The sequence below is a fragment of the Thalassospiraceae bacterium LMO-JJ14 genome, from assembly GCA_021555105.2.
Classification (GTDB): domain Bacteria; phylum Pseudomonadota; class Alphaproteobacteria; order Rhodospirillales; family Casp-alpha2; genus UBA4479.
The window spans coordinates 1,391,002-1,413,210 of sequence record CP134604.1 but is presented as its reverse complement, the minus strand read 5'-3'; the positions used below and the strand labels follow the sequence as shown (position 1 = coordinate 1,413,210).

At 59.6% G+C, this 22,209-nt stretch carries 21 protein-coding genes; 15 read left to right on the top strand and 6 right to left on the bottom strand.

Annotation, left to right across the window (positions count from 1 at the left end; all coding sequences use genetic code 11):
* Positions 1–6 precede the first annotated feature (6 nt).
* Entirely contained in the window at positions 7–1,038 is a 1,032-nt protein-coding gene (locus L2D14_06870) for a TRAP transporter substrate-binding protein (protein WNK01143.1), read from the bottom strand.
* Positions 1,039–1,240: 202 nt separating this feature from the next.
* Here L2D14_06870 and L2D14_06865 point away from each other — a divergent pair, with 202 nt between their 5' ends.
* The 8 genes from L2D14_06865 to L2D14_06830 are packed head-to-tail and all read left to right on the top strand — an operon-like array spanning position 1,241 to position 7,669.
* Complete coding sequence (locus L2D14_06865) at positions 1,241–1,903, top strand: GntR family transcriptional regulator (GenBank protein ID WNK01142.1); 663 nt, start codon at positions 1,241–1,243, stop codon at positions 1,901–1,903.
* A 37-nt stretch (positions 1,904–1,940) separates the two neighbouring features.
* Positions 1,941–2,849 carry a phytanoyl-CoA dioxygenase family protein gene (locus L2D14_06860; GenBank protein WNK01141.1) on the top strand — a complete coding sequence of 303 codons (909 nt, stop codon included), beginning with the start codon at positions 1,941–1,943 and terminating at the stop codon, positions 2,847–2,849.
* Positions 2,850–2,869: 20 nt separating this feature from the next.
* On the top strand, positions 2,870–3,838 hold the full coding sequence (locus tag L2D14_06855) for a hydroxyacid dehydrogenase (GenBank protein ID WNK01140.1): 969 nt from the start codon (positions 2,870–2,872) through the stop codon (positions 3,836–3,838).
* Positions 3,839–3,841: 3 nt separating this feature from the next.
* Positions 3,842–4,951, top strand: coding sequence for a malate/lactate/ureidoglycolate dehydrogenase (locus L2D14_06850; GenBank protein ID WNK01139.1), 1,110 nt, complete (start codon positions 3,842–3,844; stop codon positions 4,949–4,951).
* A 14-nt stretch (positions 4,952–4,965) separates the two neighbouring features.
* On the top strand, positions 4,966–5,727 hold the full coding sequence (locus tag L2D14_06845; protein ID WNK01138.1) for an aldolase/citrate lyase family protein: 762 nt from the start codon (positions 4,966–4,968) through the stop codon (positions 5,725–5,727).
* Position 5,728: 1 nt separating this feature from the next.
* Positions 5,729–7,096 carry an acyclic terpene utilization AtuA family protein gene (locus tag L2D14_06840; protein WNK01137.1) on the top strand — a complete coding sequence of 456 codons (1,368 nt, stop codon included), beginning with the start codon at positions 5,729–5,731 and terminating at the stop codon, positions 7,094–7,096.
* The gene (locus tag L2D14_06835; GenBank protein WNK01136.1) at positions 7,093–7,461 is read left to right on the top strand and encodes a hypothetical protein; all 369 of its coding nucleotides are present in this window, start codon (positions 7,093–7,095) and stop codon (positions 7,459–7,461) included. The genes L2D14_06840 and L2D14_06835 overlap by 4 nt, the downstream gene beginning before the upstream one ends.
* 19 nt (positions 7,462–7,480) lie before the next feature.
* Positions 7,481–7,669 carry a hypothetical protein gene (locus L2D14_06830; GenBank protein WNK01135.1) on the top strand — a complete coding sequence of 63 codons (189 nt, stop codon included), beginning with the start codon at positions 7,481–7,483 and terminating at the stop codon, positions 7,667–7,669.
* A 25-nt stretch (positions 7,670–7,694) separates the two neighbouring features.
* Here L2D14_06830 and L2D14_06825 read toward each other — a convergent pair whose 3' ends face one another.
* Complete coding sequence (locus L2D14_06825) at positions 7,695–8,606, bottom strand: LysR family transcriptional regulator (GenBank protein WNK01134.1); 912 nt, start codon at positions 8,604–8,606, stop codon at positions 7,695–7,697.
* Positions 8,607–8,715: 109 nt separating this feature from the next.
* Here L2D14_06825 and tcuA point away from each other — a divergent pair, with 109 nt between their 5' ends.
* The 4 genes from tcuA (at position 8,716) to L2D14_06805 (ending at position 13,491) form a co-directional block, all read left to right on the top strand.
* Positions 8,716–10,215 (top strand): FAD-dependent tricarballylate dehydrogenase TcuA, encoded by a 1,500-nt coding sequence (gene tcuA / locus L2D14_06820; protein WNK01133.1) that lies wholly within the window; start codon positions 8,716–8,718, stop codon positions 10,213–10,215.
* A 12-nt stretch (positions 10,216–10,227) separates the two neighbouring features.
* Positions 10,228–11,622: an MmgE/PrpD family protein gene (locus L2D14_06815; GenBank protein WNK01132.1), complete on the top strand. Its 1,395-nt coding sequence runs from the start codon at positions 10,228–10,230 to the stop codon at positions 11,620–11,622.
* Between the two features lie 210 nt (positions 11,623–11,832).
* Positions 11,833–12,042 carry a cold-shock protein gene (locus L2D14_06810; protein WNK01131.1) on the top strand — a complete coding sequence of 70 codons (210 nt, stop codon included), beginning with the start codon at positions 11,833–11,835 and terminating at the stop codon, positions 12,040–12,042.
* 165 nt (positions 12,043–12,207) lie between these two features.
* Positions 12,208–13,491: an FAD-binding oxidoreductase gene (locus L2D14_06805; protein ID WNK01130.1), complete on the top strand. Its 1,284-nt coding sequence runs from the start codon at positions 12,208–12,210 to the stop codon at positions 13,489–13,491.
* Between the two features lie 7 nt (positions 13,492–13,498).
* Here L2D14_06805 and L2D14_06800 read toward each other — a convergent pair whose 3' ends face one another.
* The 4 genes from L2D14_06800 to L2D14_06785 form a co-directional block, all read right to left on the bottom strand.
* Entirely contained in the window at positions 13,499–14,911 is a 1,413-nt protein-coding gene (locus L2D14_06800; protein ID WNK01129.1) for an NAD(P)/FAD-dependent oxidoreductase, read from the bottom strand.
* A complete protein-coding gene (locus L2D14_06795) occupies positions 14,908–15,207 on the bottom strand; it encodes a (2Fe-2S)-binding protein (GenBank protein WNK01128.1) in 300 nt (99 codons plus the stop codon). The genes L2D14_06800 and L2D14_06795 overlap by 4 nt, the downstream gene beginning before the upstream one ends.
* Positions 15,188–16,309 carry an FAD-dependent oxidoreductase gene (locus L2D14_06790; protein ID WNK01127.1) on the bottom strand — a complete coding sequence of 374 codons (1,122 nt, stop codon included), beginning with the start codon at positions 16,307–16,309 and terminating at the stop codon, positions 15,188–15,190. Before L2D14_06790 ends, L2D14_06795 begins: the two co-directional genes overlap by 20 nt.
* Positions 16,310–16,470: 161 nt before the next feature.
* Positions 16,471–17,373 carry a LysR substrate-binding domain-containing protein gene (locus L2D14_06785; GenBank protein ID WNK01126.1) on the bottom strand — a complete coding sequence of 301 codons (903 nt, stop codon included), beginning with the start codon at positions 17,371–17,373 and terminating at the stop codon, positions 16,471–16,473.
* A gap of 341 nt (positions 17,374–17,714) precedes the next feature.
* On the opposite strand from L2D14_06785, the gene L2D14_06780 reads away from it, so the two are divergent.
* The 3 genes from L2D14_06780 (at position 17,715) to L2D14_06770 (ending at position 22,206) form a co-directional block, all read left to right on the top strand.
* Positions 17,715–18,707 carry a TAXI family TRAP transporter solute-binding subunit gene (locus L2D14_06780; protein ID WNK01125.1) on the top strand — a complete coding sequence of 331 codons (993 nt, stop codon included), beginning with the start codon at positions 17,715–17,717 and terminating at the stop codon, positions 18,705–18,707.
* 114 nt (positions 18,708–18,821) lie between these two features.
* Positions 18,822–20,918, top strand: coding sequence for a TRAP transporter permease (locus L2D14_06775; protein WNK01124.1), 2,097 nt, complete (start codon positions 18,822–18,824; stop codon positions 20,916–20,918).
* A 13-nt stretch (positions 20,919–20,931) separates the two neighbouring features.
* The gene (locus L2D14_06770; GenBank protein ID WNK01123.1) at positions 20,932–22,206 is read left to right on the top strand and encodes an FAD-binding oxidoreductase; all 1,275 of its coding nucleotides are present in this window, start codon (positions 20,932–20,934) and stop codon (positions 22,204–22,206) included.
* Positions 22,207–22,209: the final 3 nt, after the last annotated feature.

Here is a 22,209-nt window from a genome sequence, read left to right as displayed (position 1 = left end):
TTTTACTTATTTCAGCAAGCCTACGGACTTCATGTATTTCAGATGAGCGTCCAGTGCTTCTTTCGCCAACGGTGACTTAGCGGCGAAATCGTGCCAGGCACCAACCGCAATTTCGCGGAACTTGGCGCGCTCTTCGGTTGACCAGTCGATAACCGTGATATCGCTACCGGCGCGTTGCTTGGCAGCGATTGCCTGGTCCTGAAGATCTGCTTCACGGCGCATGGCGTCGTAAGCGGCCTGGTACCAGACTTCGAGGGCCGTCTGGCCTTCCTTGCCCAGCTTGTCCCAGACCTTCTTGTTCACGATGAACTGCAGAACGGCCATGGAGTGGATACCCGGGTAGATCGGGAACTTGGCAACTTTGTACAAACCCTGCGCGTTGTTGTTGACGTGTGCCGAAGCATCAGCGGCGTCGATGACTTTCTTCTCAAGCGCGGAATAAACTTCCGAGAACGGGAGCGACACCGGTGCTGCGCCCGCGCGCTTGAACACTTCAGCGGCAAGACCTTCCGGCGAACGGACCTTCACCCCTTTGAAATCGGCAACACTTTTGATCGGAATCGTCGAAACGAATGCTTCCTTGGCGTATGGACCGCAGCCGACGACATGGACTTTTCCCTTTTCGTATTTGTCATACGCTTTTTGAAGAATTTCCTTGCCGCCACCATACTGGCAGAAGGTCCGAACCTGGTCGACGGTATCGTAACCGGCGATCAGATCGCCGATCATAGCAAACACCGGGTCGCGACCGGAGAAATAGGAAACAGCGTTCAGGTCGCCATCAAGGATACCATTGGCAACCGCATCGATCGTTTCACGGTGCGGGACGACTGCCTTTGTCGGCAGCACGTCGATTTTAATCTTACCACCGGTCATGGCTTCCAGCTTCGGCGCCCAATCGTCAGTCATGAAGCGGTGCGCCCAGTCACCGGCCTTGGAGCTCGCCTGGACCTTAAGGGTTTTGGCAGCGGCACCATCCGGCGCCATCGCCAACACGAGAGCCCCAATCGACAGGGCCATCAAAGACTTTTTCAACATTATGGAATCTCCCAATTAAAAAATTGTTTGGACAAGATTGACTTGTCAGATATTGAAATACTAATATATCAGTTGTCGAGTCAAGTCGATTTCCATCATCATTACACTGCATTAATGGAATGAAATTCACGGTTTTCAAGCAATGCCAATTGAGGTTTCCGCACTAAATTCCCTGCCTTCCGCCGCAAAACGCGGGGTCCGAATGACAACCGTGCAGCAGATTTACTCTGATTTGCGGAACTTGATCGTCGACCTGACGCTACCACCCGGCACGGTCCTCTCAAAAAATGAAATTGCCGACAGATACCGGGTCAGCCAGACACCGGTTCGCGAAGCCATGATACTTCTGGAAGAGGAAGGACTGGTCGACATTTTTCCGCAATCGAGGACCGAGGTCTCATGCATTGACGTTCAGAGCGCAAGAGAGGCGCACTTCCTGCGCCGGAGCGTAGAAGTCGAGATTGCCCGCATTCTTGCCCAGGATATCTCGAAATCACAAATTTCGGAACTGCGCGATTCCATCGCGTTGCAGGTGGCAGCCGATTCCATCAACGACTATTCCTCTTTCACTCTGCATGACAACCGCTTTCATGAACTGATGTATAAATTTGCCGGTGTCGGCGGCCTTTGGAACATTGTCGATGGGCAACGCGCACACCTCGACAGGCTACGCCGGCTGCACCTGCCGACCAAGGGCAAGGTCAAATCCATCCTGCGCGACCACAAGGCGATTGTTAAGACGATTGCCTCGCACGACGTGGACGCGGCAGAAGCGGCAGTCCGTGAGCACCTGAAAGGCACCGTTTTCACATCGGAAGAACTGCGCGCTCACTTTCCGGAATATTTCGTCCAATCCGGCAGGTAAGCCGGATAGAAACCGGTAACCACGAGGAACCACTTCAATGGATACGCATGATCCACTCTCAGTCATCACGGATGAACAGGTTCGCGGATACAAAGAAAAAGGCTTTGTTGTCGTCGAGGACATTTTTTCCGCCGAAGACCTTGAAAAAATGGACGCCGCGATGCACGAGATCGTCAACAGCGCCCACGGACTCAGCGAACATACCGGTGTCATTGACCTGGAACCTAGCCACACACCGGACAACCCGCGCGTGCGCCGCATCAAGGAGCCGTTCCTAAATCACCCGGTGTTCCATGAAATGGCCAAGAAACCGAAGCTGATTGCCGCGCTGACGGCGCTGATCGGCCCGAACCTCAGAATGCACGGCTCCAAGATCAATCTGAAATCCGCCGAATACGGCTCGCCGGTCGAATGGCATCAGGACTGGGCCTTTTATCCGCACACCAACGACGACGTTCTCGCGGTCGGCGTCATGCTCGACGCCATGACCGACGATAACGGCCAATTGCTGTGTATTCCCGGCTCTCACAAGGGGCCGACCTATGACCATCATCAGGACGGGCATTTCGTCGGCGCCATCGACCCAGAATCGTCCGGCATCGATTTTTCGAAAGCTGAAAAGATCAAGGGCAAGGCCGGGGCCTGCAGCTTCCACCACGTCCGCACCATGCACGGCTCTGCGCTGAACACGTCGGGCAAGGACCGCCGGCTTTTGCTTTTGCAGGTTGCCGCCGCAGATGCCTGGGACATCCGCGGCATGAGCCGCATCGGTTCATGGGATCAATACAAGGCAACGATGATCGCAGGTGAAGTGACGAACGAACCCCGGGTCGTGCCGACACCGATCCGCCTGCCCTACCCCGAACCGCTCAAGAAAGGCTCCATCTACGAAAGTCAGACACTGGTTAAGAACAAATACTTCGGCGCCAAACCTGCCGCCGAGTAACAACAAAAAACGGAAACATCATGAAACGCGTCCTCGTCACGGAGACCATGCACGCCTGCGCCTTTGATATCCTGGGTGCGCGCGATGACATCGAAATCATCAATCTGAAAGGCGACATCCGCCCCGAAACACTGATAGCGCATATGCCCGGCGTTCATGCCATCGCTGTGCGTTCGGCGCATCTGACGGCGGACGTCCTGAGCCATGCCAACGATCTTGAAATCGTCTCGCGCCATGGTGTCGGCTGCGACCTGATCGATGTCGATTACCTGTCGGGACGGGGCATTCCGGTCGCCATAGCGGCCGGCGCAAATTCGCTTTCGGTCGCCGAGCATACCATGGCGCTGATGCTGGCGCTGGCGCGCGAACTGCCGGCACAGGACAAGATGGCCAAGGGCGGCAACTGGAAGAACCGCAACGAATTCCAACTCCGCGATCTCAGGGGTGCGACAATCCTGATCGTCGGCTTCGGACGCATCGGCCGTCTCGTCGCGCCGCTCTGCACGGCTTTCGGCATGAACGTCATCGCCGCCGACATCGCGCCCGACTATGCGCTCGCCGGGGAAATGGGTATCCGGCTGATAACCGATTTCCACGACGCCCTGGCCGAAGCCGATTACGTTACCCTGCATGTGCCGCTGGACGACAAGACAAGGCACCTTGTCGGAACCGCCGAGTTCACCGCCATGAAGGATGGCGTCATTGTTCTCAATTGTGCGCGCGGCGGCATCGTCGATGACGATGCGATGTTGGCGGCGCTGGATGCCGGCAAGGTCTTCGCAGCCGGGATCGATGTTCTCGACCGTGAGCCGCCGGAACCCGACCATCCGGTCCTAAAGCGTGACGATGTCATCGTCACCCCGCACAACGGCGCCGCATCAATCTCGTCATCCATTGCCATGGCGCGCATGGCGGCCGAGAACATTCTCGACTGCTTCGACGGCCGGCTGAAAGATGACATGATCTTCAATCTGGACGGACTTCGCTAAGCCATGACCGACAATCAACCGACCCGCGTAACCGCTGCCGGGATGACCCGGCTCGGCGCCGACATTTTCGAACGCGCCGGTGCGTCAGCGACGGAGTCCGAAGCGATCAGCGCCAATCTGGTGAATTCCAATCTTTCCGGTCACGACAGTCATGGTGTCGTCCGCATCCCGCGTTATCTGATGTGGGAGCGAACGGAAAATCTGAAATTCGGCCAGTCCGCGGAAGTGGTCGCCGAAGGCGGCAATTTCGCCCTGATCGATGGCAACAAGGGCTTCGGCCAGGTGGTCGGGCGCGAAGCCGTCGACATCGGCATCGATAAGGCCAAGGCCGACGGTATCGCCATTGTCGCACTGCGCCGCGCCGGCCATCTCGGGCGGATCGGCTTCTGGGCCGAACGTGCGTGCGACGCCGGACTTGTATCGATCCATTTTACCAACGTCTCACAAAGCATGCTGGTCGCCCCGTTTGGCGCGGCCGACCGGCGCGTTTCGACGGCACCCGTCACCATCGGCGTGCTGAACCCGGGCGGCGACGACTTCATCCTCGATTTTGCAACGTCGAAGGTTGCCGAAGGCAAGGTCATGGTGGCGCTTCGCGGCGGCAAGCCGGTCCCCGAAGGTGCGCTGATTGACGGCGACGGCCAGCCGACGACCGACCCGCATGCGCTTTACGGCGACTTAAAACCCGGCCAGGTCGCCGACCCGCGTGCCGGGGCGGGCGCGCTGGTCACCTTCGGCGAGCACAAGGGTTCGGGACTGGCGCTGGCGTGCGAACTGCTGGCCGGCGCCCTGACCGGTTCCGGCACCACCGGACCCGGCACAAAAACACATAACGGCATGTTCTCCGTATACCTGAAACCGGAACTTCTGGATGACGGTCACGGCTTCGCAGCCTCGGTTTCGGATTACATCGATTATGTCCGCTCGGCGCGGCCGCGCGATCCCGAAGCCCCGGTGATGATCCCCGGCGATCCCGAACGCAAGGCGCGTGCGGAGCGGACTGTAAACGGTTTCGACATCGCCGCCGCCGCATGGAACAGCATTCTCGACGCCGGCGAAAACATCGGCCTATCGCGCGAGACCATGACCAGGACCGCGACCGCAAACGCATAGCAACGGAGTAACCGATGTCACAAGCAACGCTGAAATCCCGAATGCTGGCGGGCGACATGCTCTCCGGAACCTTCATGAAGACACCGGCTTTCCAACTCGTCGAAATCCTCGCCATGTCGGGCATGGATTTTGTTGCCCTCGATGCCGAGCACGCACCGTTCGACCGGGGCGCGGTCGATGCCTGTCTCGGCATGGCACGGGCGCTGAACTTTCCGGCACTGGTTCGTATCCCCGACGACTCACCGGCGCAAATCCTGACGATGCTGGACTCCGGCGCCACCGGGCTTGTCGTGCCGCATGTGAACACCGCCGAAAAGGCCCGCGACATTGCCAGGGCCGCGCGTTTCGGGCACGGCGGGCGCGGTTTTGCCGGATCGAGCCGCTGGGCGGGATACGCAACGCGCAAAATGCCGGACATTCTGAAACAGAGTGACACGGAAACCGTGGTGCTGGCGCAGATCGAGGAGCCGGAAGCCGTCGACGATATCGACGAAATCGCTGCCGTCGAAGGCATCGACGCGCTGTTCGTCGGCCCCGCCGATCTCGCGCTTTGCTACGGCCTCACCGATCCAGCGGCACCGGAAGTCCGGCTCGCCATCCGCCGCGTCGGCGAAGCGGCGAAAAAGCACGGCAAGTGCCTCGTCACCTTCGCGCCCAATACGTCATGGGTGCCGGATCTGAAGGCACTCGGCGTCACCATGTATTTTATCGCATCCGAACACAGCTACATTCTGGACGGCGCCAAGGCCGTCGCAGAAGACATCCGGAAGGCATGACATGACGGTATATATCGGCAGCGGGGCCGGATTTGCGGGTGATCGGCTTGATGCCGGAGTCGCCGTGGTCGAGACCCTGAAGGACAGGGACGGCCCCCGCTATCTGATTTTCGAAGTCATGGGTGAGCGCACCCTGGCCATCGCGCAACGGATCAAGATGCGCAAACCCGAACTTGGGTATTCGCCGTATCTGGAGCCGTATCTGCGAAACGTCCTCGCCGCTGCCAAGCAGCATGGCGTGACGATTGTCGCCAACCTCGGCAACGCCAACCCGCTCGGCGGCGCCCGACGGACACATGAGCTGGCAAAGGAACTCGGCGTCGAAGGCCTGCGGGTTGCCGTGGTTCTTGGCGATGACCTGCTTGCGTTCATGGATGCCGACGAGATCGCCGGCCTGCCCGCCGTCGAAGGCATCAGCATCGACGGCAAGGAAATCATCGCCGCCAATGCCTACCTTGGCGCACGCCCGGTGGCCGAAGCGCTGAAACTCGGCGTCGATGTGGTGCTGGTCGGGCGCACGACCGATGCCGCTCTGGTGCTCGGTCCGCTGATCCATGAATACGGCTGGGAGGCTGAAGACTGGGATCTGCTGGCAGCCGGCACGTTGGCCGGGCACCTGCTGGAATGCGGCGGACAGGTTACCGGCGGTTATTTCTGCGACCCGGGCTTCAAGGACGTGCCGGGCATGGACGAACTGGGCTTTCCCATCGGCGAGATCGAAGCGGACGGCAGCATCGTCATCACCAAGGCCGACAACACCGGCGGCCTGGTCACGAAAGCCACCGTCACCGAACAGATGCTGTACGAGGTGCATGACCCGTCGGCGTATCTGACGCCTGATGTGTCGCTCGACATCACCAACGTGACGCTCGAAGACGACGGCAAGGACCGGGTCCGCATCATCGGTGCACGAGGTGCACCGCCGCCCGAGACGCTCAAGGTGACGATATCGGCGGATGGCGGATGGCTTGCCGAATCGGAAATGATCTATGCCGGCCCGAATGCCCTGGCGCGGGCAAGGCTTGCCGCAGACGTGGTCCGCTCGCGCGTCGCGAAGCACGGCGTCATCGAGCCGGTCAGGATCGAGATCATCGGCACCGGCGCCGTCTTCGACAACGATGGGGCCGAGCGCGAACGCGCTAAAAACATGCCCATGGACGGGGAATACCGGCTGCGCGCGGCGATCCGCACGCTGGACAAGGCAACGGCGCAATACGTCAATGACGAGGTGCTGAGCCTGTTCTGTTCCGGCCCCGCGGGTGGCGGCGGGTATCGCTGCAACATCACGGGTCAGGTCAATACCGCATCCGTGCTTGTGCCGCGCGGCCCGGTCGAAGCACAGGCGCGCGCCGAGGAGGTTCATCCATGACGAACAACATCACCGTGCCGCTGCATGCCGTCGCTCACGGTCGCGCCGGCGACAAGGGCAACCGCTCGAACATTTCGCTGATCCCGTATATGGCGGAAGCGTTCCCGTATCTGCTGGAACAGGTCACGTCCGAGCGGGTGATGGATGTATTCCGTCACAAGGGTGCGAGCGAAGTGATGCGCTATGAACTACCAAACCTTGCGGCGATGAACTTCGTTATCGACAATGCGCTCGAAGGCGGCGTCAACAGTGCGCTGACCCAGGACCTGCACGGCAAGACCCTGTCGTTCATGCTGCTGGGCGAAATAGACGTCACCGTGCCGAAATCCTGCATCCCGGCCGGTTCGCGCTACTTGAGCCGTTAGTCACACCCGGGGCAGTCCCATGAAAGAAGTGAATATGGACTCCATCGCACTTTATCTGCCCGGCATCCTGATTGCGTATTCCACTTGTCCGGTGGGCCTTGCCAGTCCAGGACCGAATATCATGTCGATCATCGGCACGGCCATGCACGACGGGCGCGGCGCTGGATACAGGCGACGCTTGGGCTTTTCTTTACGCTTGCAGAGCTGAAATTTCTTACGTCCAGAACCTGATTTCAGGCATCCTCAAGTTCCTTGAATTTGACGAGAAGCATTTGCTTCAACTGTTCCGCCGCCGGTGACAGCGTTGCGCCGCTGCGTTCGACCAGCACCAGTTCCCTTGAAAGGGCGGGCGCGGCCAATGGCCGGGACACAAGCCGTCGCGAGGATATCCCGCGCATCACCATGCTGGGAACGATCCCGGCACCCATGCCGGCTTCAAGGAAACCGACCATCGTCGACAAGTGCTGAACTTCGTGCATACACTTCGCGCTTTTCGGCCGTTCGGCCAGATGCGTCTGCAGGACACGGCTGGTACCGCTTCGCGACCCCAGCACCATCAGCGACAACCCGGCCAGATCGGCGGTATCGACCGAGCCGCCTTCGGCCAGCGGATGGTCATCGCGGCACGCCAGCACAAACCGGTCATACATCAAATGCGTCGCCGCCAGATCGTCCTCGATCTCGTCGGTCTTCATATCGATGGCGAATTCCGCCTCGCCGCGGCGCACGTAGGGCATGATCTCACGTTCGGAAACATCGATGATGCGGACACCGACGTTGGGGTGGTCCTTCGTGAAGCGGCTGATGACCGTCGGCAATACATAGGTCGCCACCGAAATCAGACTGGCCAGCGTCACACGTCCGCCGGAAACATCGATAACCTCACGGATATCGCCATAGGCTTGTTCGAACTGTCCCAGCAGACGACGCGCATTCGGCAAAAACGCTTCGCCCACCGACGTCAACGCGACGGACCGCGTGGTACGGTCAATCAGTCTGGCACCCAGGGCTTCCTCGAGCTTGCGTAGCCGTTGCGTCAACGCCGACTGCGTCACGTTCAGCTTACGCGCCGTTTCCTTGAAGCTTCCGGTGTCGATGACCCCGACAAAAACCTCAATGTCCTTGATGCCGTAGGGAATGTTCATAAATTATCTATCCTTAATAAAAATAAATCTAATTTAAATTTACTTTACAATCAAGAAGCGCCAAAATTTCCTCAATGCCTGAATGGCCGTTTATTATGAGGAATATCCAATGTCGAAAAGATACGATGTCGTCGTCGTCGGCGCGGGGAATGCCGCGCTATGTGCCGCCATGGCGGCGCGCGAGAGCGGCGCTGACGTGCTCATACTTGAAAAAGCATCCGAAGACGAAAAAGGCGGCAACTCTTACTTCACCGCCGGCGGCTTCCGCTTTTGTCATACCGGCGTTGAAGACGCGGCGACGGACGTCCTGACCGATCTGTCGGATGCCGAACGTGAACAGATTGTGCTGCCGGTTCATGACCGCAACGTTTTTTACGATGCCCTGATGAAAGTCACCCACCATCAGGCCGACGAGGACATGGCGTGGCAGTTGATCGACGGGTCGCGCCCGGCGATGGTCTGGCTGCGCGAACACGGCGTGCGCTTCATTCCGATGTTCGGGCGCCAGTCTTTCCTGGTCGACGGCAAGCATCACTTCTATGGCGGCGTCAATATCGAAGCCGTCGGCGGCGGTGCCGGGCTGGTCGAGATGGAACTGGCGCACGCGCTCAAAATGGGTTGCGAAATTCGCTATTCGACGGGGGCGACGCAACTCCACCAGGACCGCAAGCGGCGCATCATCGGTCTGCAGGTCCGGGGGCCGGGCGGCTACGAGGATATCCAGACCGATGCCGTGGTTCTGGCCTGCGGCGGGTTCGAATCCAATCCCGCCATGCGCGCGCAGTATCTGGGCACGGGCTGGGATCTGGCCCGGGTACGCGGCACACGCCACAACATGGGCGACGGCATCCGCATGGCCATCGACATCGGCGCACGCCCGTTCGGCAACTGGTCGGGATGCCATTCGGTGGGCTGGGATATTTCAGCGCCGCCATACGGCGATTACGAGGTGCTGGATAACTTCCAGAAGCACTCCTATCCGTGGGGCATCATGGTCAACCTGAAGGGCGAGCGCTTCGTCGACGAAGGCGAGGATCTGCGCAACCACACCTATGTGAAGTTCGGCCGCGAGATCATGAAGCAGCCGTTCCGCACCGCGATCCAGATCTTCGACCAGAAAACCATCCCCCTGCTGCGTGACGAATACCGCATCAAGCAAGTGACGAAATATACCGCCGACAGTATTGCTGAACTTGCCGCGCATCTGGAAATCGATCCAGCGGCGCTGACAAAAACCGTTGATGAGTTCAACGCTGCCTGTCAGCCCGGCGACTTCAACCCGTCCGTTCTGGATGGCGTCACCACAAAGGGACTGGCCGTCAACAAAACCAACTGGGCGCTACCGATCAGCGAAGCGCCGTTCGAGGCGTTCGTGACGACGACCGGCGTCACGTTTACCTTCGGTGGGTTGCGCATCGACAAGGACGGTGCCGTCCAGGACATGAGCGACCGCTCGATTCCGGGTCTTTATGCCGCAGGCGAGCTGGTCGGCGGACTGTTCTATGAGAATTATCCGGGCGGCAGCGGCTTGATGGCCGGCACTGTATTCGGCAAGCTGGCAGGTGAAAGCGCCGCTACATATGCGGTCAGCAACAAAGCCGTGGCCTAAGGGGAATATAAAATGGACGGATTGAACACCACGGAGGCGGGCGCCGTTCTTGCATTGCTCGCCGAACACATCATCGGTTTCGATCCGTCGAAGATCACGCCCGGCGCACTGCACACCGCCAAGGCCGGCATTGCCGACACCATCGGCGTCACCCTCGCCGGCCTGCCCGAGCCGTGCACGCAAATCCTGCTTTCTACACCCGGCATCGGAGACGCCGCGGGACCGTGCCTGATTCTCGGCACCGACCGGCGCACCAGCGCACTCGATGCAACGCTGATCAACGGTGTCGCATCGCATGCCCTCGATTTCGATGATTTTTCCGATGTGCTCGGCGGGCACCAGTCCGTGCCGCTGGTCCCGGTCCTGTTCGCCCTGGCTGAACAACATGGCCTTTCCGGGCGCGCACTGATCGATGCCTATGTCGTCGGCTTCGAGGTCGAGCACCGCTTCGCCATGGCGCTGCACCCGCATCATTACGACAAGGGCTGGCATCCGACGGCGACGCTGGGCATATTCGGCACCGTGGCTGCGGCGGCGTATGCGCTGAAATTCGACGCCGATCAGACGACGCGCGCGCTGGCCATCGCCGCCTCGCTGGCGAGCGGCATCAAGGCCAACTTCGGCACCATGACCAAACCGCTGCATGTCGGACATGCCGGCCGCGCCGGACTGATGGCGGCGCTGATCGCCGAGCGTGGGTTCGAGGCCAATGCCCGAGCCATGGAACACCATCAGGGCTTCTTTAACGTCTTCAACGGCGAAGGCACCTTCAACCCGGCGCCCCTGACATCGGCGTGGACAGAACCGCTGACCATCGAATTGCCGAGCATCGGCATCAAACAATTCCCCTGCTGCGGATCGACGCATCACGCCATTTCGGCGATGTTAAGCCTTGTGAAGGACGATGGCGTCACGGCGGCGCAGGTCAGCGCGATCGACATCCACGTCCACCCCAGGCGTCTGCGTCATACCAATACACCGTTTCCGAACAGCGTCCTGCAGGCCAAGTTTTCACAACAGTATGCAGTCGCGCGCGCGCTCAAGGACGGTGCTGTCCGGCTCAAGGATTTCGAAGACGATGCCTTCCTCGACCCCGCCATCGTCGATTTGCTGAAAATTACCAGGGCCTCCGAATTCCGCGAAGGCGGCACACCGAATGGCGGCACCTGGGATGCGAAAGTCTCCGTGACCCTCAAGGACGGACGCACGCTCACCAGGCGCATCGACAACATGGTCGGACGCAGTGGCGATAACGCCATGTCCCGTGACGAGTTGCACGACAAGTTCTCGGATTGCGCGGCACGGGCGATCGGCGAGGCCGCTGCCGATACCGCGTTCGAGGCCCTGATGGACCTTGAAAACCGCAATGACTTCAGTGCCGTAACCGCGTCTTTGAGCGCTGGATGAGACCGCACGAAAAATAATCTGGATTCTCATATTAATTGACTTTACGCACGTTTTGGCCGCATAGTCCGCTTGCGTATTACATTTGTTATGAGTCCTATGAGAACCGGCTCGCCGGTGAGCTTCGAGATCCACTGACAATGTGAGCGTTATCGGACCCGTCTCCGCACTGTGCGGTGACGCCGTCCATGCCAACTGTTAGAGGAAAAAACGATGGCTACTGGTACTGTTAAATGGTTCAACCCGACCAAGGGTTTCGGCTTTATCGAACCGTCCGATGGCGGCAATGATGCATTCGTGCACATCTCCGCTGTTGAGCGCGCCGGTCTGAGCACGCTTCGTGAAGGCCAAAAGGTCAATTACGAACTGCAGCCGGGCAAAAACGGCAAGTCGTCCGCCGAAAATCTTACGGTCGAAGACTAATACATAGGGCTCGCCCCCGGTTCATTCCGGGGGCGGTCGCCTTTCGAAAGAGCACGCTTCGGCGTGCTTTTTTTGTGCCTTGATCAACCCCGCCATTGGCAAGCCTGCAATCCGGGGACTAAGTTTGCTGAATGCCCGTCCACAATTTTTCTGCGAGATAAACCCATGAGCAACGTCAAGGACCTCCCCTATTGGTGGGAAGAAGCTGAACCGCAAGCTGCCGAGAACGGCGCGCCGCCGGAAAGTGCGGACGTGGTCATCGTCGGCGCCGGCTATGCCGGGCTGGGCGCGGCAATCCCGTTGGCGCGGGCCGGACGCGATGTGATCCTGCTGGAGCGCGACCGCCCTGGTGACGGCGCATCCAGCCGCAACGGCGGGATAACCAGTGGCAATATCCGGTTATCGTTTACAAAGCTGGTCAGCAAGTTCGGTATGGAACAAGCCAAGGCCGTCTATAGCGAAGGGATCACTGCCAGAGAGGACCTGTACGACTTCATTACCAATGAAGAACTCGACTGTGACTATCAGCCATGCGGTCGGTTCACCGGCGCCATGCGTCCGGAAATCTTCGAATCCATGAAACGCGAAGCGGATATGCTGAATCGTCACCTCGGCCTCGAACCCAAGCTTGTCGAGCGCAGCAACCAGTCTGAAGAGATCGGCTCCGAACTTTATCACGGCGGCATCGTGCGCAGCGATATCGGCGGCATTCATCCCGGCAAGCTGCACCGTGAATTACGCCGTGTCGCTGAAGCCGCTGGCGCCAAGATTTTTAGCGGCACCGGTGTTACCGGCATCGAACGTGTCGGCGGCACATTCGTGATCACGACGCCCAAGGGCACGGTCAAGGCCAATCACGTTATCGTCGCCACCAACGGTTATACCGACAAGGGACTGCCCTGGCTGCGCCGCCGCCTGGTGCCGGTGGTCTCGGAAATGATCGCGACCGAACCTTTGGGCCAGAACATGATGAAGACGTTGATGCCGAAGCAGCAGATGCACGGCGAAACACGGTTGCTCGGCCATTACTACCGGCCGTCGCCGGACGGCACGCGCATTCTGCTGGGTGGAAGGCGCTATGACGACGATGCCGCCAAGGCACGCGAACGCCTGCGCAGCGGTCTGCTGGAAATCTTCCCGGACCTTTCGGAAACCCGGCTTTCGCATCACTGGTTCGGTTTCGTTGCGTTTCCGATGGACGAACTGCCCAAACTGACGATCCACGACGGTGTGATCTATGCGACCGGATTTTGCGGGTCGGGTGTGGTCTGGGCCAGATGGATGGGACAGAAGGCCGCAATGGTCGTCATGGGCATGGAAGAAGGCGCCTCGGCATTCGACAAACTGCCGTTCCGCGCCATCCCGTTCTACAACGGCACGCCATGGTTCCTGCCGATTATGATGAACTGGTACAAGCTCAAGGACCGGATGACGGGAACGATGAAGTAACGCCGGTTTATTCGGCGTCCATATCCGCCGGATCCATATCGGCAAGCTCGGCCAGCGTCAGCGGCTTCAGCGGCGGGCGGATTCGATACGCACCGATGTCGGCCGGTGACTTGCCGCTTGCCCTGGCCATGACTTCCGTCACCGTCAGGCCGCACATCCGCCCCTGACAGGGCCCCATACCGGCGCGCAAGAATGCCTTCAACTGGTTCGGTCCCTGCGCACCCAGCGCGACGGCCTTGCGGATACTGCCCGCCGTCACTTCCTCGCAACGGCAGACGATCGTGGCATCGTCCGGCGGATTGAGGATATCCGAAGGCGGCGGAAAGAGCGCATCCAGCAACGGCCGCACGGCGCGATGATGCTTCTGTTCGGAAAGCCAGGGCGCTGACTTGAGAGTAAAATTCTTGTCATCGATGACATCAAGCGAACGCGCGATCTGCAACGCGCTCAAGCGGCCGGATGCCTCCGCCGCGCGCGCGCCGTAAATACCGCAGCCGTCACCGGCAAGGTAGACCGCTTCAAGCTCGGTGGCGCCATTGTCTAGGGTTTTCGGATACCAGTAATGCTGTTCTTCATGCCAAAGATGCTGAAGCCGCAACTGGCGCGTTGCTTGCGTATTCGGCACCACGCCCTGGTGCAAAAGCACGCTCGATGCCTGAACCGTGTGTGTCCGTCCACCGCGTTTGAACGAGACGCCATCGGCCTTTTCGTCGCCCAGAACACGAAGCTCGGATATACCACTCAACATCCGCACGCCGGCGGCCTTGATACGGCGGCGCATGGCAAGTCCCTTCTGCAGATATTCAATCCCCAGCAGGGCCTTGGGCAGCTTCGGCGCCGCCCTCAGGTAATCCGTGAATGATGTCGTCTCGGCGACCACGGCGATATTTGCACCGGCGCGGACCAGTTGATCGGTAATCAGCAGCAACAACGGCCCGCTGCCGCAAATGGCAATCGGCCCGCCCGGCACCATCCCGGCGCTCTTCATCAATATCTGCGCCGCCCCCGCGGTCATCACGCCCGGCAGCGTCCATCCCGGCACCGGTACCGGACGCTCCATGGCGCCGGTCGCCAACAATACCCGTCTGGCGTCAACGCGTTTCGCCTGACTGCCGTCCGAACACCAGACGGTGCCGCCGCTTTCAATCTGCCATACGATGTACCCCGCCAAATGCGTAACCCCCGAGGCACGCAGGCTTTCGACCAGCCCGAAGCCGTATTTGTAATCGGGCCCGAGTACATCAAGGTCGTGCGCGCGATGCATGGCGACACGCTCGACATCGCGGTAAATCTGTCCGCCCGGACCATCCTGCTCATCGATGACGACAACCGAAAGTCCGAGATTGCGGGCCTCATGCGCTGCCGCCAATCCGGCCGGACCGGCGCCGACAATCGCCAGGTCGAATGCGGGAAGGCTCATTCTCTACCCTCCACACTACGTGCGCCCTGCTGGCGCTTCACCGACATTCCGTCCGCGACGCGTATCATGCAGGCCTGACGATTGGCGACGCCGTCGATTTCCATCAGGCATTCAAAGCACACACCCATCATGCAATACGGCGCGCGCGGTGCATCACTGAGAGGCGTGGTCCGGGTCGCACCTTCCGTATGCGCCAAAACCGCAGCGGCGACACTTTCGCCGGCCCGTGCCTCGACCTGCTCGCCGTCGATGCTGATCCGCACCACGGCCGCATCGCTATGCCGTCTTTTGAGCATCGAACCTCTCCACGCCAAAGGCCTCGAATTCTTCAGGGGCCGGATCGCCGGCAATCCAGTTCGCCGCAACCTTGGCATTTACCGCTGCCAGCGTCACGCCACTATGAGAGGCGATGGCATAGACACCGGGATGACTTTCAGACTCGGCATAGACCGGGCATTTGTCCGGTGTCAGCACCCTGAGCGCCGCCCAGCTGCGGACGATATTGAGATGCCTGAGTGCCGGAATGGTCCGGCTCGCGCGCTCGGCGATTCTGGCCACCGTGGCCGTATCGACGGCATCGTTGTAGCCTGCCTCTTCCGCCGATACGCCCAACATGATCGAACCTTCAACCGTTTGGCGAAACGCACTCATCGGCATCGGCAGTATCTGTTTCGTGCGTTCGGTGACCAGAATGTGGCCGCGCTGCGGGCGGATCGGAATGTCGAGTCCCAGCGGCGGCCCCAGTTCCTTCAGGCCATGCCCCGCCGCGATGACGACCTTGGCGGCGCTGACGGTGCCGGCTTTCGTGCTCAACTCGTAGGCGTCACCGGTTCGGCGCACTGCCGAGACACGGTGATGCGGCAGATACCGGCCGCCTGCCTGCTGAAACCGGGTGTGCATGGCGCGAAGCAGAAACAACGGATTGACGTGTCCGTCGACGGGACTGTAGGACGCGCCGACAACCTCGTCGCCCAGGACGATACCCGGCAACATATCATCGACCTGCTTGCGGTCTAGAAACTCAACCTCATATTTCCTGCCCCCGCCCTGTTGGTAAATTTGTCCGATGAAGTGCCGACGATGCGCCAGTTCCTCTTCGCCCAGCAACAGTTCCAGTCCGCCCGGGTTGGCATGACCTACATCGACTCCGGTGTGTTCCTGAAGCTCCGCCGCAAAATCCGGATATAGCGCCGCCGAGCGCCGCGTCCAGTCGACATATCGGGGCATGCCGAAGCCCTTGCCCTGGAACCACACCAGGCCGAAATTGCCCCGCGCCACGCGCAACACGTCGTCACCTTCATCGAGGATGCAGACGCTGAGACCGCGCTCGAGAAGCCCCAGCGATATTGCCGGGCCAATCATGCCGCCACCGATGACGGCGACGTCAAAATTTCCCACAGATTTTCCGGGTGCCGTTATGTCCGGCATCTTCGGGGCTCCTCCCTGTTTCGGTGTACAGGAAACCGTCAGCGCAGCACATAAGTCAAATCAGAAAATATGCCTTATCTATGCCAAAATATTATATTGAGGCCTGACATCGTGGCTCAGACGTTTTCACCTCAGTGCGGCATGGAAGTCTCGCCATAGGAAGTCGCCAAGGTATCGATGAACATTTCCACACGCCGTGACGAAGGCCTGTGTGCCGGGACCAACGCGCCGATGCGCAACGGTAATGCCGGCTCGAAAGCCCGCAATACAAGCTCGGGTCGATTGGAAGCCGGCACGTCCCAGGTCCCGACGATGGCCACACCCGCGCCTTCGGCAACCAGGTTGCACGCGACCTCCGCCGTCCTGGTTTCAAATCTCATGCGCCGGGTCACACCCAGATCCTCGAATATCCGGTCGACACGAATACGGAACAGCGTATCGGTTGAAAACGAGACGAAAGGCTCCCCTTCCAGATCTTGGGCATGGATGACGTCCTTTGCCGCCAAAGGGTGATCCGCCGGCACGACGCAGACAGAATTACCCTCGCTCAACTGTCGGACATCGATGCTCGGCATGTCTACCGGCAGTGTCGTGACACCGATATCGTATTGCTGGGCGGCAATGCATTCGACAACTTGACGGCGCGGACGGACTTCGACCTCGAACGAAACATCGGGATTCTCGCGGGCGTAAACCGCAATGGCCCGTGTTAACGGCTCGCCGGTCAACGACGGCATGGCAACGATACGCAGAACGCCTGACGAATCTCTGGCCAGCGCCCGCGCTGCCGTCTCAACCTGCGACAAACCGACGAACGAGCGCTGCACTTCGGCATACAGCGCATTGCCTTCTTCCGTCGGCTGCAACCGGCCACGGGTACGGTTAAACAGCAGATAACCCAGATCGCGTTCCAGGTCGGCGATCAAACGGCTGACGGCCGGCTGCGATACGTAAAGCGCCTCTGCCGCGCGGACCATGGTACCGGTCAACATGACGGCACGGAAGGCTTCGATCTGCTTGAGATTAAGGGACATGGCGTCGCGCTCCGGATTTTTCAGACAGTTTTCGGGCGGTTTGAAAGCAGTTCATTCGTAGTGAATAATTGGTGCACTGCAAACAATATATAACATAAACGCATAGGGTCTCGGTTAAAATGAATTTGACAACATAGTGTTAGCCTTTGAGAGTCTAAGGCTAGACACTGCGTGTATCTGATGTGACGTACGTGCGGGTGTCGAAAAACGGCGCAGGGGGCGAGAAACCAACGATAAATGACATTTTCAAGCAATGCGCCAATATCGACCGCACCAGTCACAATCAATGTAGGGCGGTGTCGAAAATTCACGCGAATGAACTCACAGGGAGAATGACGCACATGAAACACATTAAGCTTTTGACCGCAGCCGCGGTCGCAACCATTGCTCTCGGCAGCGTTGCCGAAGCCCAGGAAATGAAATTCTGGCGCATCGGCACCGGCGGCGCCGGTGGCACCTACTATCCGATTGGCGGCCTCATCGCCAACGCGATCTCCAACCCGCCGGGCTCACGCCCGTGCGACAAGGGCGGTAGCTGCGGCGTGGCGGGCCTGGTCGCCATCGCAGTTTCGACCAATGCATCCGTCGCCAACGTTAACGCCATCGATGCAGGTCAGCTCGACGCCGGCCTCGCCGGTGCGCAGAGCGTGACGCAAGGTTACAACGGCGAAGGCAAGTTCAAAGGCAATGCCAAGAAGAACATTCGCATCATCGCCAACCTGTATCCGGAAGACATGCATCTTGTAACGCCGAAGGGTTCCACCCTGTCTGGCCTCAAGGATCTGAACGGCAAAAGCGTTGGTGTTGCTGCAGCCGGTTCGGGCACCCAGGTTTCGGTGCGCATGATCCTCAAAAAATACGGCATCAAGGCTGACGAGAACGAACTGGGCCTTGGTCAGAGCACGCAGCGCCTGGCCGATGGTCAGCTCGATGCGTTCTTCTACGCCGGCGGTACACCGTTCGCAGCCCTGATCCAGTTGGGCTCGACCAAGGGCTTCGAGCTCTACAAGTTCACTGCTGACGACCAGAAAACGATCAACGGCATCATTCCTTACTATGTCGAGTCGCTGATCCCCGCCGGCACCTACGAAAACATCACCTACGATGTGCCGACGGTTGCCGTGAACGGTCAGTTGATCACCGGTGCCAACCAACCGGATGATCTGATCTATGACATCACGAAAGCCTTGTGGAACAAGAACACCCGCAAGCTGCTCGACAAAGGTCACTCGAAGGGTAAAGCAATTCAGCTCGAAACCGCCCTCAAGGGCGTGCTGATCCCGATCCACCCGGGTGCCGAGAAGTTCTACAAAGAAGCCGGCCTGATCAAGTAATCAGCCGTATGAGATTGGCGGGACGCGCTGAAAGGCACGTCTCGCCGATTTTCTTTGTAATTTTCGACGGGCTCCTGTCCGTCTCTTTATCCATTTATGGCGGGTGTTTGGATTATGGCTGAGTTCGATATTAAAAAAGCCGAGGAACTGGAACGAAAATATGATTCCGGCCTGAATACCCGGGCACTCGGCCCTGTACTCCTGAAGTTCTCATTCGCTTTTTCAATTTTATTCGCACTTTATCATTATCTGACAGCCGGGCTCGGCACCCCGATCGACTACTGGCACATGGGATTCCATATGTCCGGGGTGATCCTGCTGGTGTTTATCGGCTTTCCAGCACTCAAAAGCGGCTTGGGCGGGGATCCTCGGCCCAACACTTGGTGGCGTTATTCTAACGTACCTATCTGGGACTGGGTTTTCATCATCGTCGGGGTTGCGTGCTCGCTCTATATCGGCGTCACGTGGTTCGCCATCGACTGGAACATTTTCGGTTACCATCTGAAGATGCCCGACCAGGTGCTGCGCCAGGGCAATCCGATGGATATCGATATCGTCTTCGGCACGCTGCTGATCATCGTGCTGCTGGAAGCGGTGCGCCGCTCGCTCGGCATTATCGTGCCGATCATCATCCTGATCTTCACCGGCTATGCCATCTTCGGTCAGTACATTCCGATCCAGATTCTGAAGCATCCGGGCATCAGCTGGGCGCAATACATCAACAACATGTACTTCCCTGCCGAAGGGATTTACGGCGTGACGCTGTGGATCGTTTCAACCGTCGTATTCCATTTCGTTCTGTTCGGCGTGCTGGCGCAGCGCATGGGCCTCGGCCAGTTCTTTGTCGACATCGCCACGGTCATTGCCGGGCGCTATACCGGCGGCTTGGCCAAGGTCAGCGTCGTCTCGTCGGCCTTCTTCGGCACCATTTCCGGATCGTCCATCGCCAACACGGTGTCCACCGGATCGCTGACGATCCCCAACATGAAACGTATGGGTTACCCCGGCCACCTTGCCGGCGGCGTTGAAGCCGCCGCCAGTGCCGGTGGACAGATCACACCGCCGATCATGGGTGCCGCCGCGTTCGTCATGGCCGAATTCCTGGAAGTGCCCTACACCACCATCGTGGTCGCCGCCATTGCACCGGCGGCGATGCATTACATCGGCGTTCTCTGCATCGTCCACTTCCAGGCCAAGCGTCTCGGGCTCAAGGGCCTGCCGTCCGAAGAAATTCCCAAGCTGTGGGGTGTGGTCAAACGCGGTTGGCCGACAGCGGCCCCGCTGGGCGTGCTGATTTATGTGCTGTTCAGCGGCTTCTCGCCGAATATGGCCGCATTCTGGGGGATTACGTCAGCCCTGGCGATCGGCTTCCTGAACCCGATGCATCGGATCACCGTTCGCGACGTGCTGGAAGGCTGTGCGCTTGGGGTTAAATATGCTCTCGCCGTCGGCGCCGTTTGTGCCGCCATCGGCATCGTCGTCGGTGTCGTCAACTCGACAGGCCTCGGCTTCCGTCTCGGCTTCATGGTCACCAATAGCGCGCAGACCATCGCCGAAGGACTTTACCCGATCCTGAGCTTCATCCCGTTCTCGGATTTCCAGGTTCCTGGGATCACCCTGTTCGTGTCGCTGGTCATGATTGCCATCACCTGCATCCTGATGGGCGCCGGGCTGCCGACGACGGCGCTTTACATCATGCTGGCGACCGTTGCCCAGCCGGCATTGGGCAAGCTGGGTGTGCCACCATTGGCTTCGCATCTGTTCGTGCTCTACTACGGCGTCATTTCCGAGATCACGCCCCCGGTCTGCGCATCCGCTTATGCGGCGGCCGGTATTGCCAACGCCAACCCATTCAGAACCGGCGTCTCGGCGTTTACACTCGGCATCGGCAAGCTGATTGTACCGATGGTGTTTGTTTATTCTCCGGCAATGCTGATTGTCCTCCCCGAGTACTACACCCTCAGCGCCTTCCTTTCGACAACGCTGACCTGCGGGGTCGGGGTCGTCCTCATGGCGATGTGCGTGTCGGCTTACTGCTTGGCGCCGATGCCGGGCCCCGTGCGTGTGCTTTCAGCACTTGCCGGGTTGTTCCTGATCGCGCCCGGTGTCGAGAGCGATCTTTGGGCTCTGGTCTTCTTTGCTCCTGTCGCCGCACAGCAATATCTCGGCTGGCGTGCACAGACTGCCGAAACCAGCGCCGCGACCACCTGAAGGAACTGCTGAAATGACAAAGCCTCAGGCCGACGGGCCCGAGAATCTTGGCCATGCCGTCGTCGGAGCCGGCATCGTCGGTATCTGCTCGGCATTATCGCTGATCGAGCGCGGGCTCACAGTCACCCTGATCGATCCGAACCCGCCGGCGGATGCGGCGTCCTACGGCAATGCCGGCGTGATCTCGACCTGGTCATGCGTGCCACAATCGATGCCAGGGCTATGGAAAAATGTCCCAAAATGGCTGCTCGATCCGGAAGGTCCGGTCGCACTCCGCTGGTCTTACCTGCCCAAGTTTCTGCCCTGGATGATTCAGTTCTTCGCCGCCGGGCGCGCAGACCGCATCCCCGCCATTGCCGATGCCATGCTGCAGCTTCACCGCCCGACGGTGGAACTTTTCCGGCATCACCTGTCCGGTACGGGGCACGAAGACCTTGTTCGCGATTCCATGTATGTCTTCGCATACCGCGACCCTGAAAAAGCCAATCTTGAAAATCTTGAATGGCGCATCCGCAGGGAACGCGGCGTGCCGCTGGAACTGATCGACGGCAAAGCCCTGCAAGATGTGGAACCGGATATCTCGCCTGAATACAAAGCGGCGATCCTGATCAAAGGTCAGGGACGCGCCATCGATCCGGGCGCCATCGGCAAGGTACTAGCCGAGAAATTCCAATCCGCGGGCGGCACCCTGCTGAAGGCGCGGGTCAACGCCATCAAGCCGATCGCGGGTGGCGGCGTTACGCTTGAAACCGATGCCGGCACGAAAACCGCCGATAAGGTCGTTCTCAGTGCCGGCCCGTGGTCTGCAAAACTACTGAAACCGCACGGCATTAAAGTACCGCTGGAATCCGAGCGCGGTTATCACATCGTCTTCACCGATCCGGGTGTGACGCTCAACAATTCCGTCATGGTGACGGATTCAAAGTTCGTCGCTTCCAGCATGTCCGCGGGTATTCGCTGTGCCGGCACGGCGGAATTCGCGGGTCTCGACCATCCACCGGATTACCGCCGTGCCCATGTGCTGGCCGGACCGGCGAAACGGTTGTTGCCGAAACTCAATGCAGAGGCCCGCGAAGTCTGGATGGGGCAGCGCCCTTCATTCCCGGACACGTTACCCGCCATCGGTTTGGTGCCGGGCCTGCCCGGTGTAATTTCGGCATTCGGGCATGGCCATCTGGGACTGACCGCGGCGCCCATGACCGGCAGGATTGTCGCCGCTCTCGCCATGGACGAGACCCCGAATATCGATATTTCAGCTTATTCCCTGGGCCGCTTCGACAACGTTTAAGGC

Coding starts and splice junctions, on each gene's coding strand:
- L2D14_06805 (WNK01130.1), top strand. CDS start 12,208: ATGAGCAACGTCAAGGACCTCCCCTATTGGTGGGAAGAAGCTGAACCG.
- L2D14_06845 (WNK01138.1), top strand. CDS start 4,966: ATGTCACAAGCAACGCTGAAATCCCGAATGCTGGCGGGCGACATGCTC.
- L2D14_06770 (WNK01123.1), top strand. CDS start 20,932: ATGACAAAGCCTCAGGCCGACGGGCCCGAGAATCTTGGCCATGCCGTC.
- L2D14_06795 (WNK01128.1), bottom strand. CDS start 15,207: ATGCTCAAAAGACGGCATAGCGATGCGGCCGTGGTGCGGATCAGCATC.
- L2D14_06850 (WNK01139.1), top strand. CDS start 3,842: ATGACCGACAATCAACCGACCCGCGTAACCGCTGCCGGGATGACCCGG.
- L2D14_06815 (WNK01132.1), top strand. CDS start 10,228: ATGGACGGATTGAACACCACGGAGGCGGGCGCCGTTCTTGCATTGCTC.
- L2D14_06775 (WNK01124.1), top strand. CDS start 18,822: ATGGCTGAGTTCGATATTAAAAAAGCCGAGGAACTGGAACGAAAATAT.
- L2D14_06855 (WNK01140.1), top strand. CDS start 2,870: ATGAAACGCGTCCTCGTCACGGAGACCATGCACGCCTGCGCCTTTGAT.
- L2D14_06865 (WNK01142.1), top strand. CDS start 1,241: ATGACAACCGTGCAGCAGATTTACTCTGATTTGCGGAACTTGATCGTC.
- tcuA (WNK01133.1), top strand. CDS start 8,716: ATGTCGAAAAGATACGATGTCGTCGTCGTCGGCGCGGGGAATGCCGCG.
- L2D14_06780 (WNK01125.1), top strand. CDS start 17,715: ATGAAACACATTAAGCTTTTGACCGCAGCCGCGGTCGCAACCATTGCT.
- L2D14_06870 (WNK01143.1), bottom strand. CDS start 1,038: ATGTTGAAAAAGTCTTTGATGGCCCTGTCGATTGGGGCTCTCGTGTTG.
- L2D14_06835 (WNK01136.1), top strand. CDS start 7,093: ATGACGAACAACATCACCGTGCCGCTGCATGCCGTCGCTCACGGTCGC.
- L2D14_06825 (WNK01134.1), bottom strand. CDS start 8,606: ATGAACATTCCCTACGGCATCAAGGACATTGAGGTTTTTGTCGGGGTC.
- L2D14_06860 (WNK01141.1), top strand. CDS start 1,941: ATGGATACGCATGATCCACTCTCAGTCATCACGGATGAACAGGTTCGC.
- L2D14_06785 (WNK01126.1), bottom strand. CDS start 17,373: ATGTCCCTTAATCTCAAGCAGATCGAAGCCTTCCGTGCCGTCATGTTG.
- L2D14_06810 (WNK01131.1), top strand. CDS start 11,833: ATGGCTACTGGTACTGTTAAATGGTTCAACCCGACCAAGGGTTTCGGC.
- L2D14_06830 (WNK01135.1), top strand. CDS start 7,481: ATGAAAGAAGTGAATATGGACTCCATCGCACTTTATCTGCCCGGCATC.
- L2D14_06800 (WNK01129.1), bottom strand. CDS start 14,911: ATGAGCCTTCCCGCATTCGACCTGGCGATTGTCGGCGCCGGTCCGGCC.
- L2D14_06840 (WNK01137.1), top strand. CDS start 5,729: ATGACGGTATATATCGGCAGCGGGGCCGGATTTGCGGGTGATCGGCTT.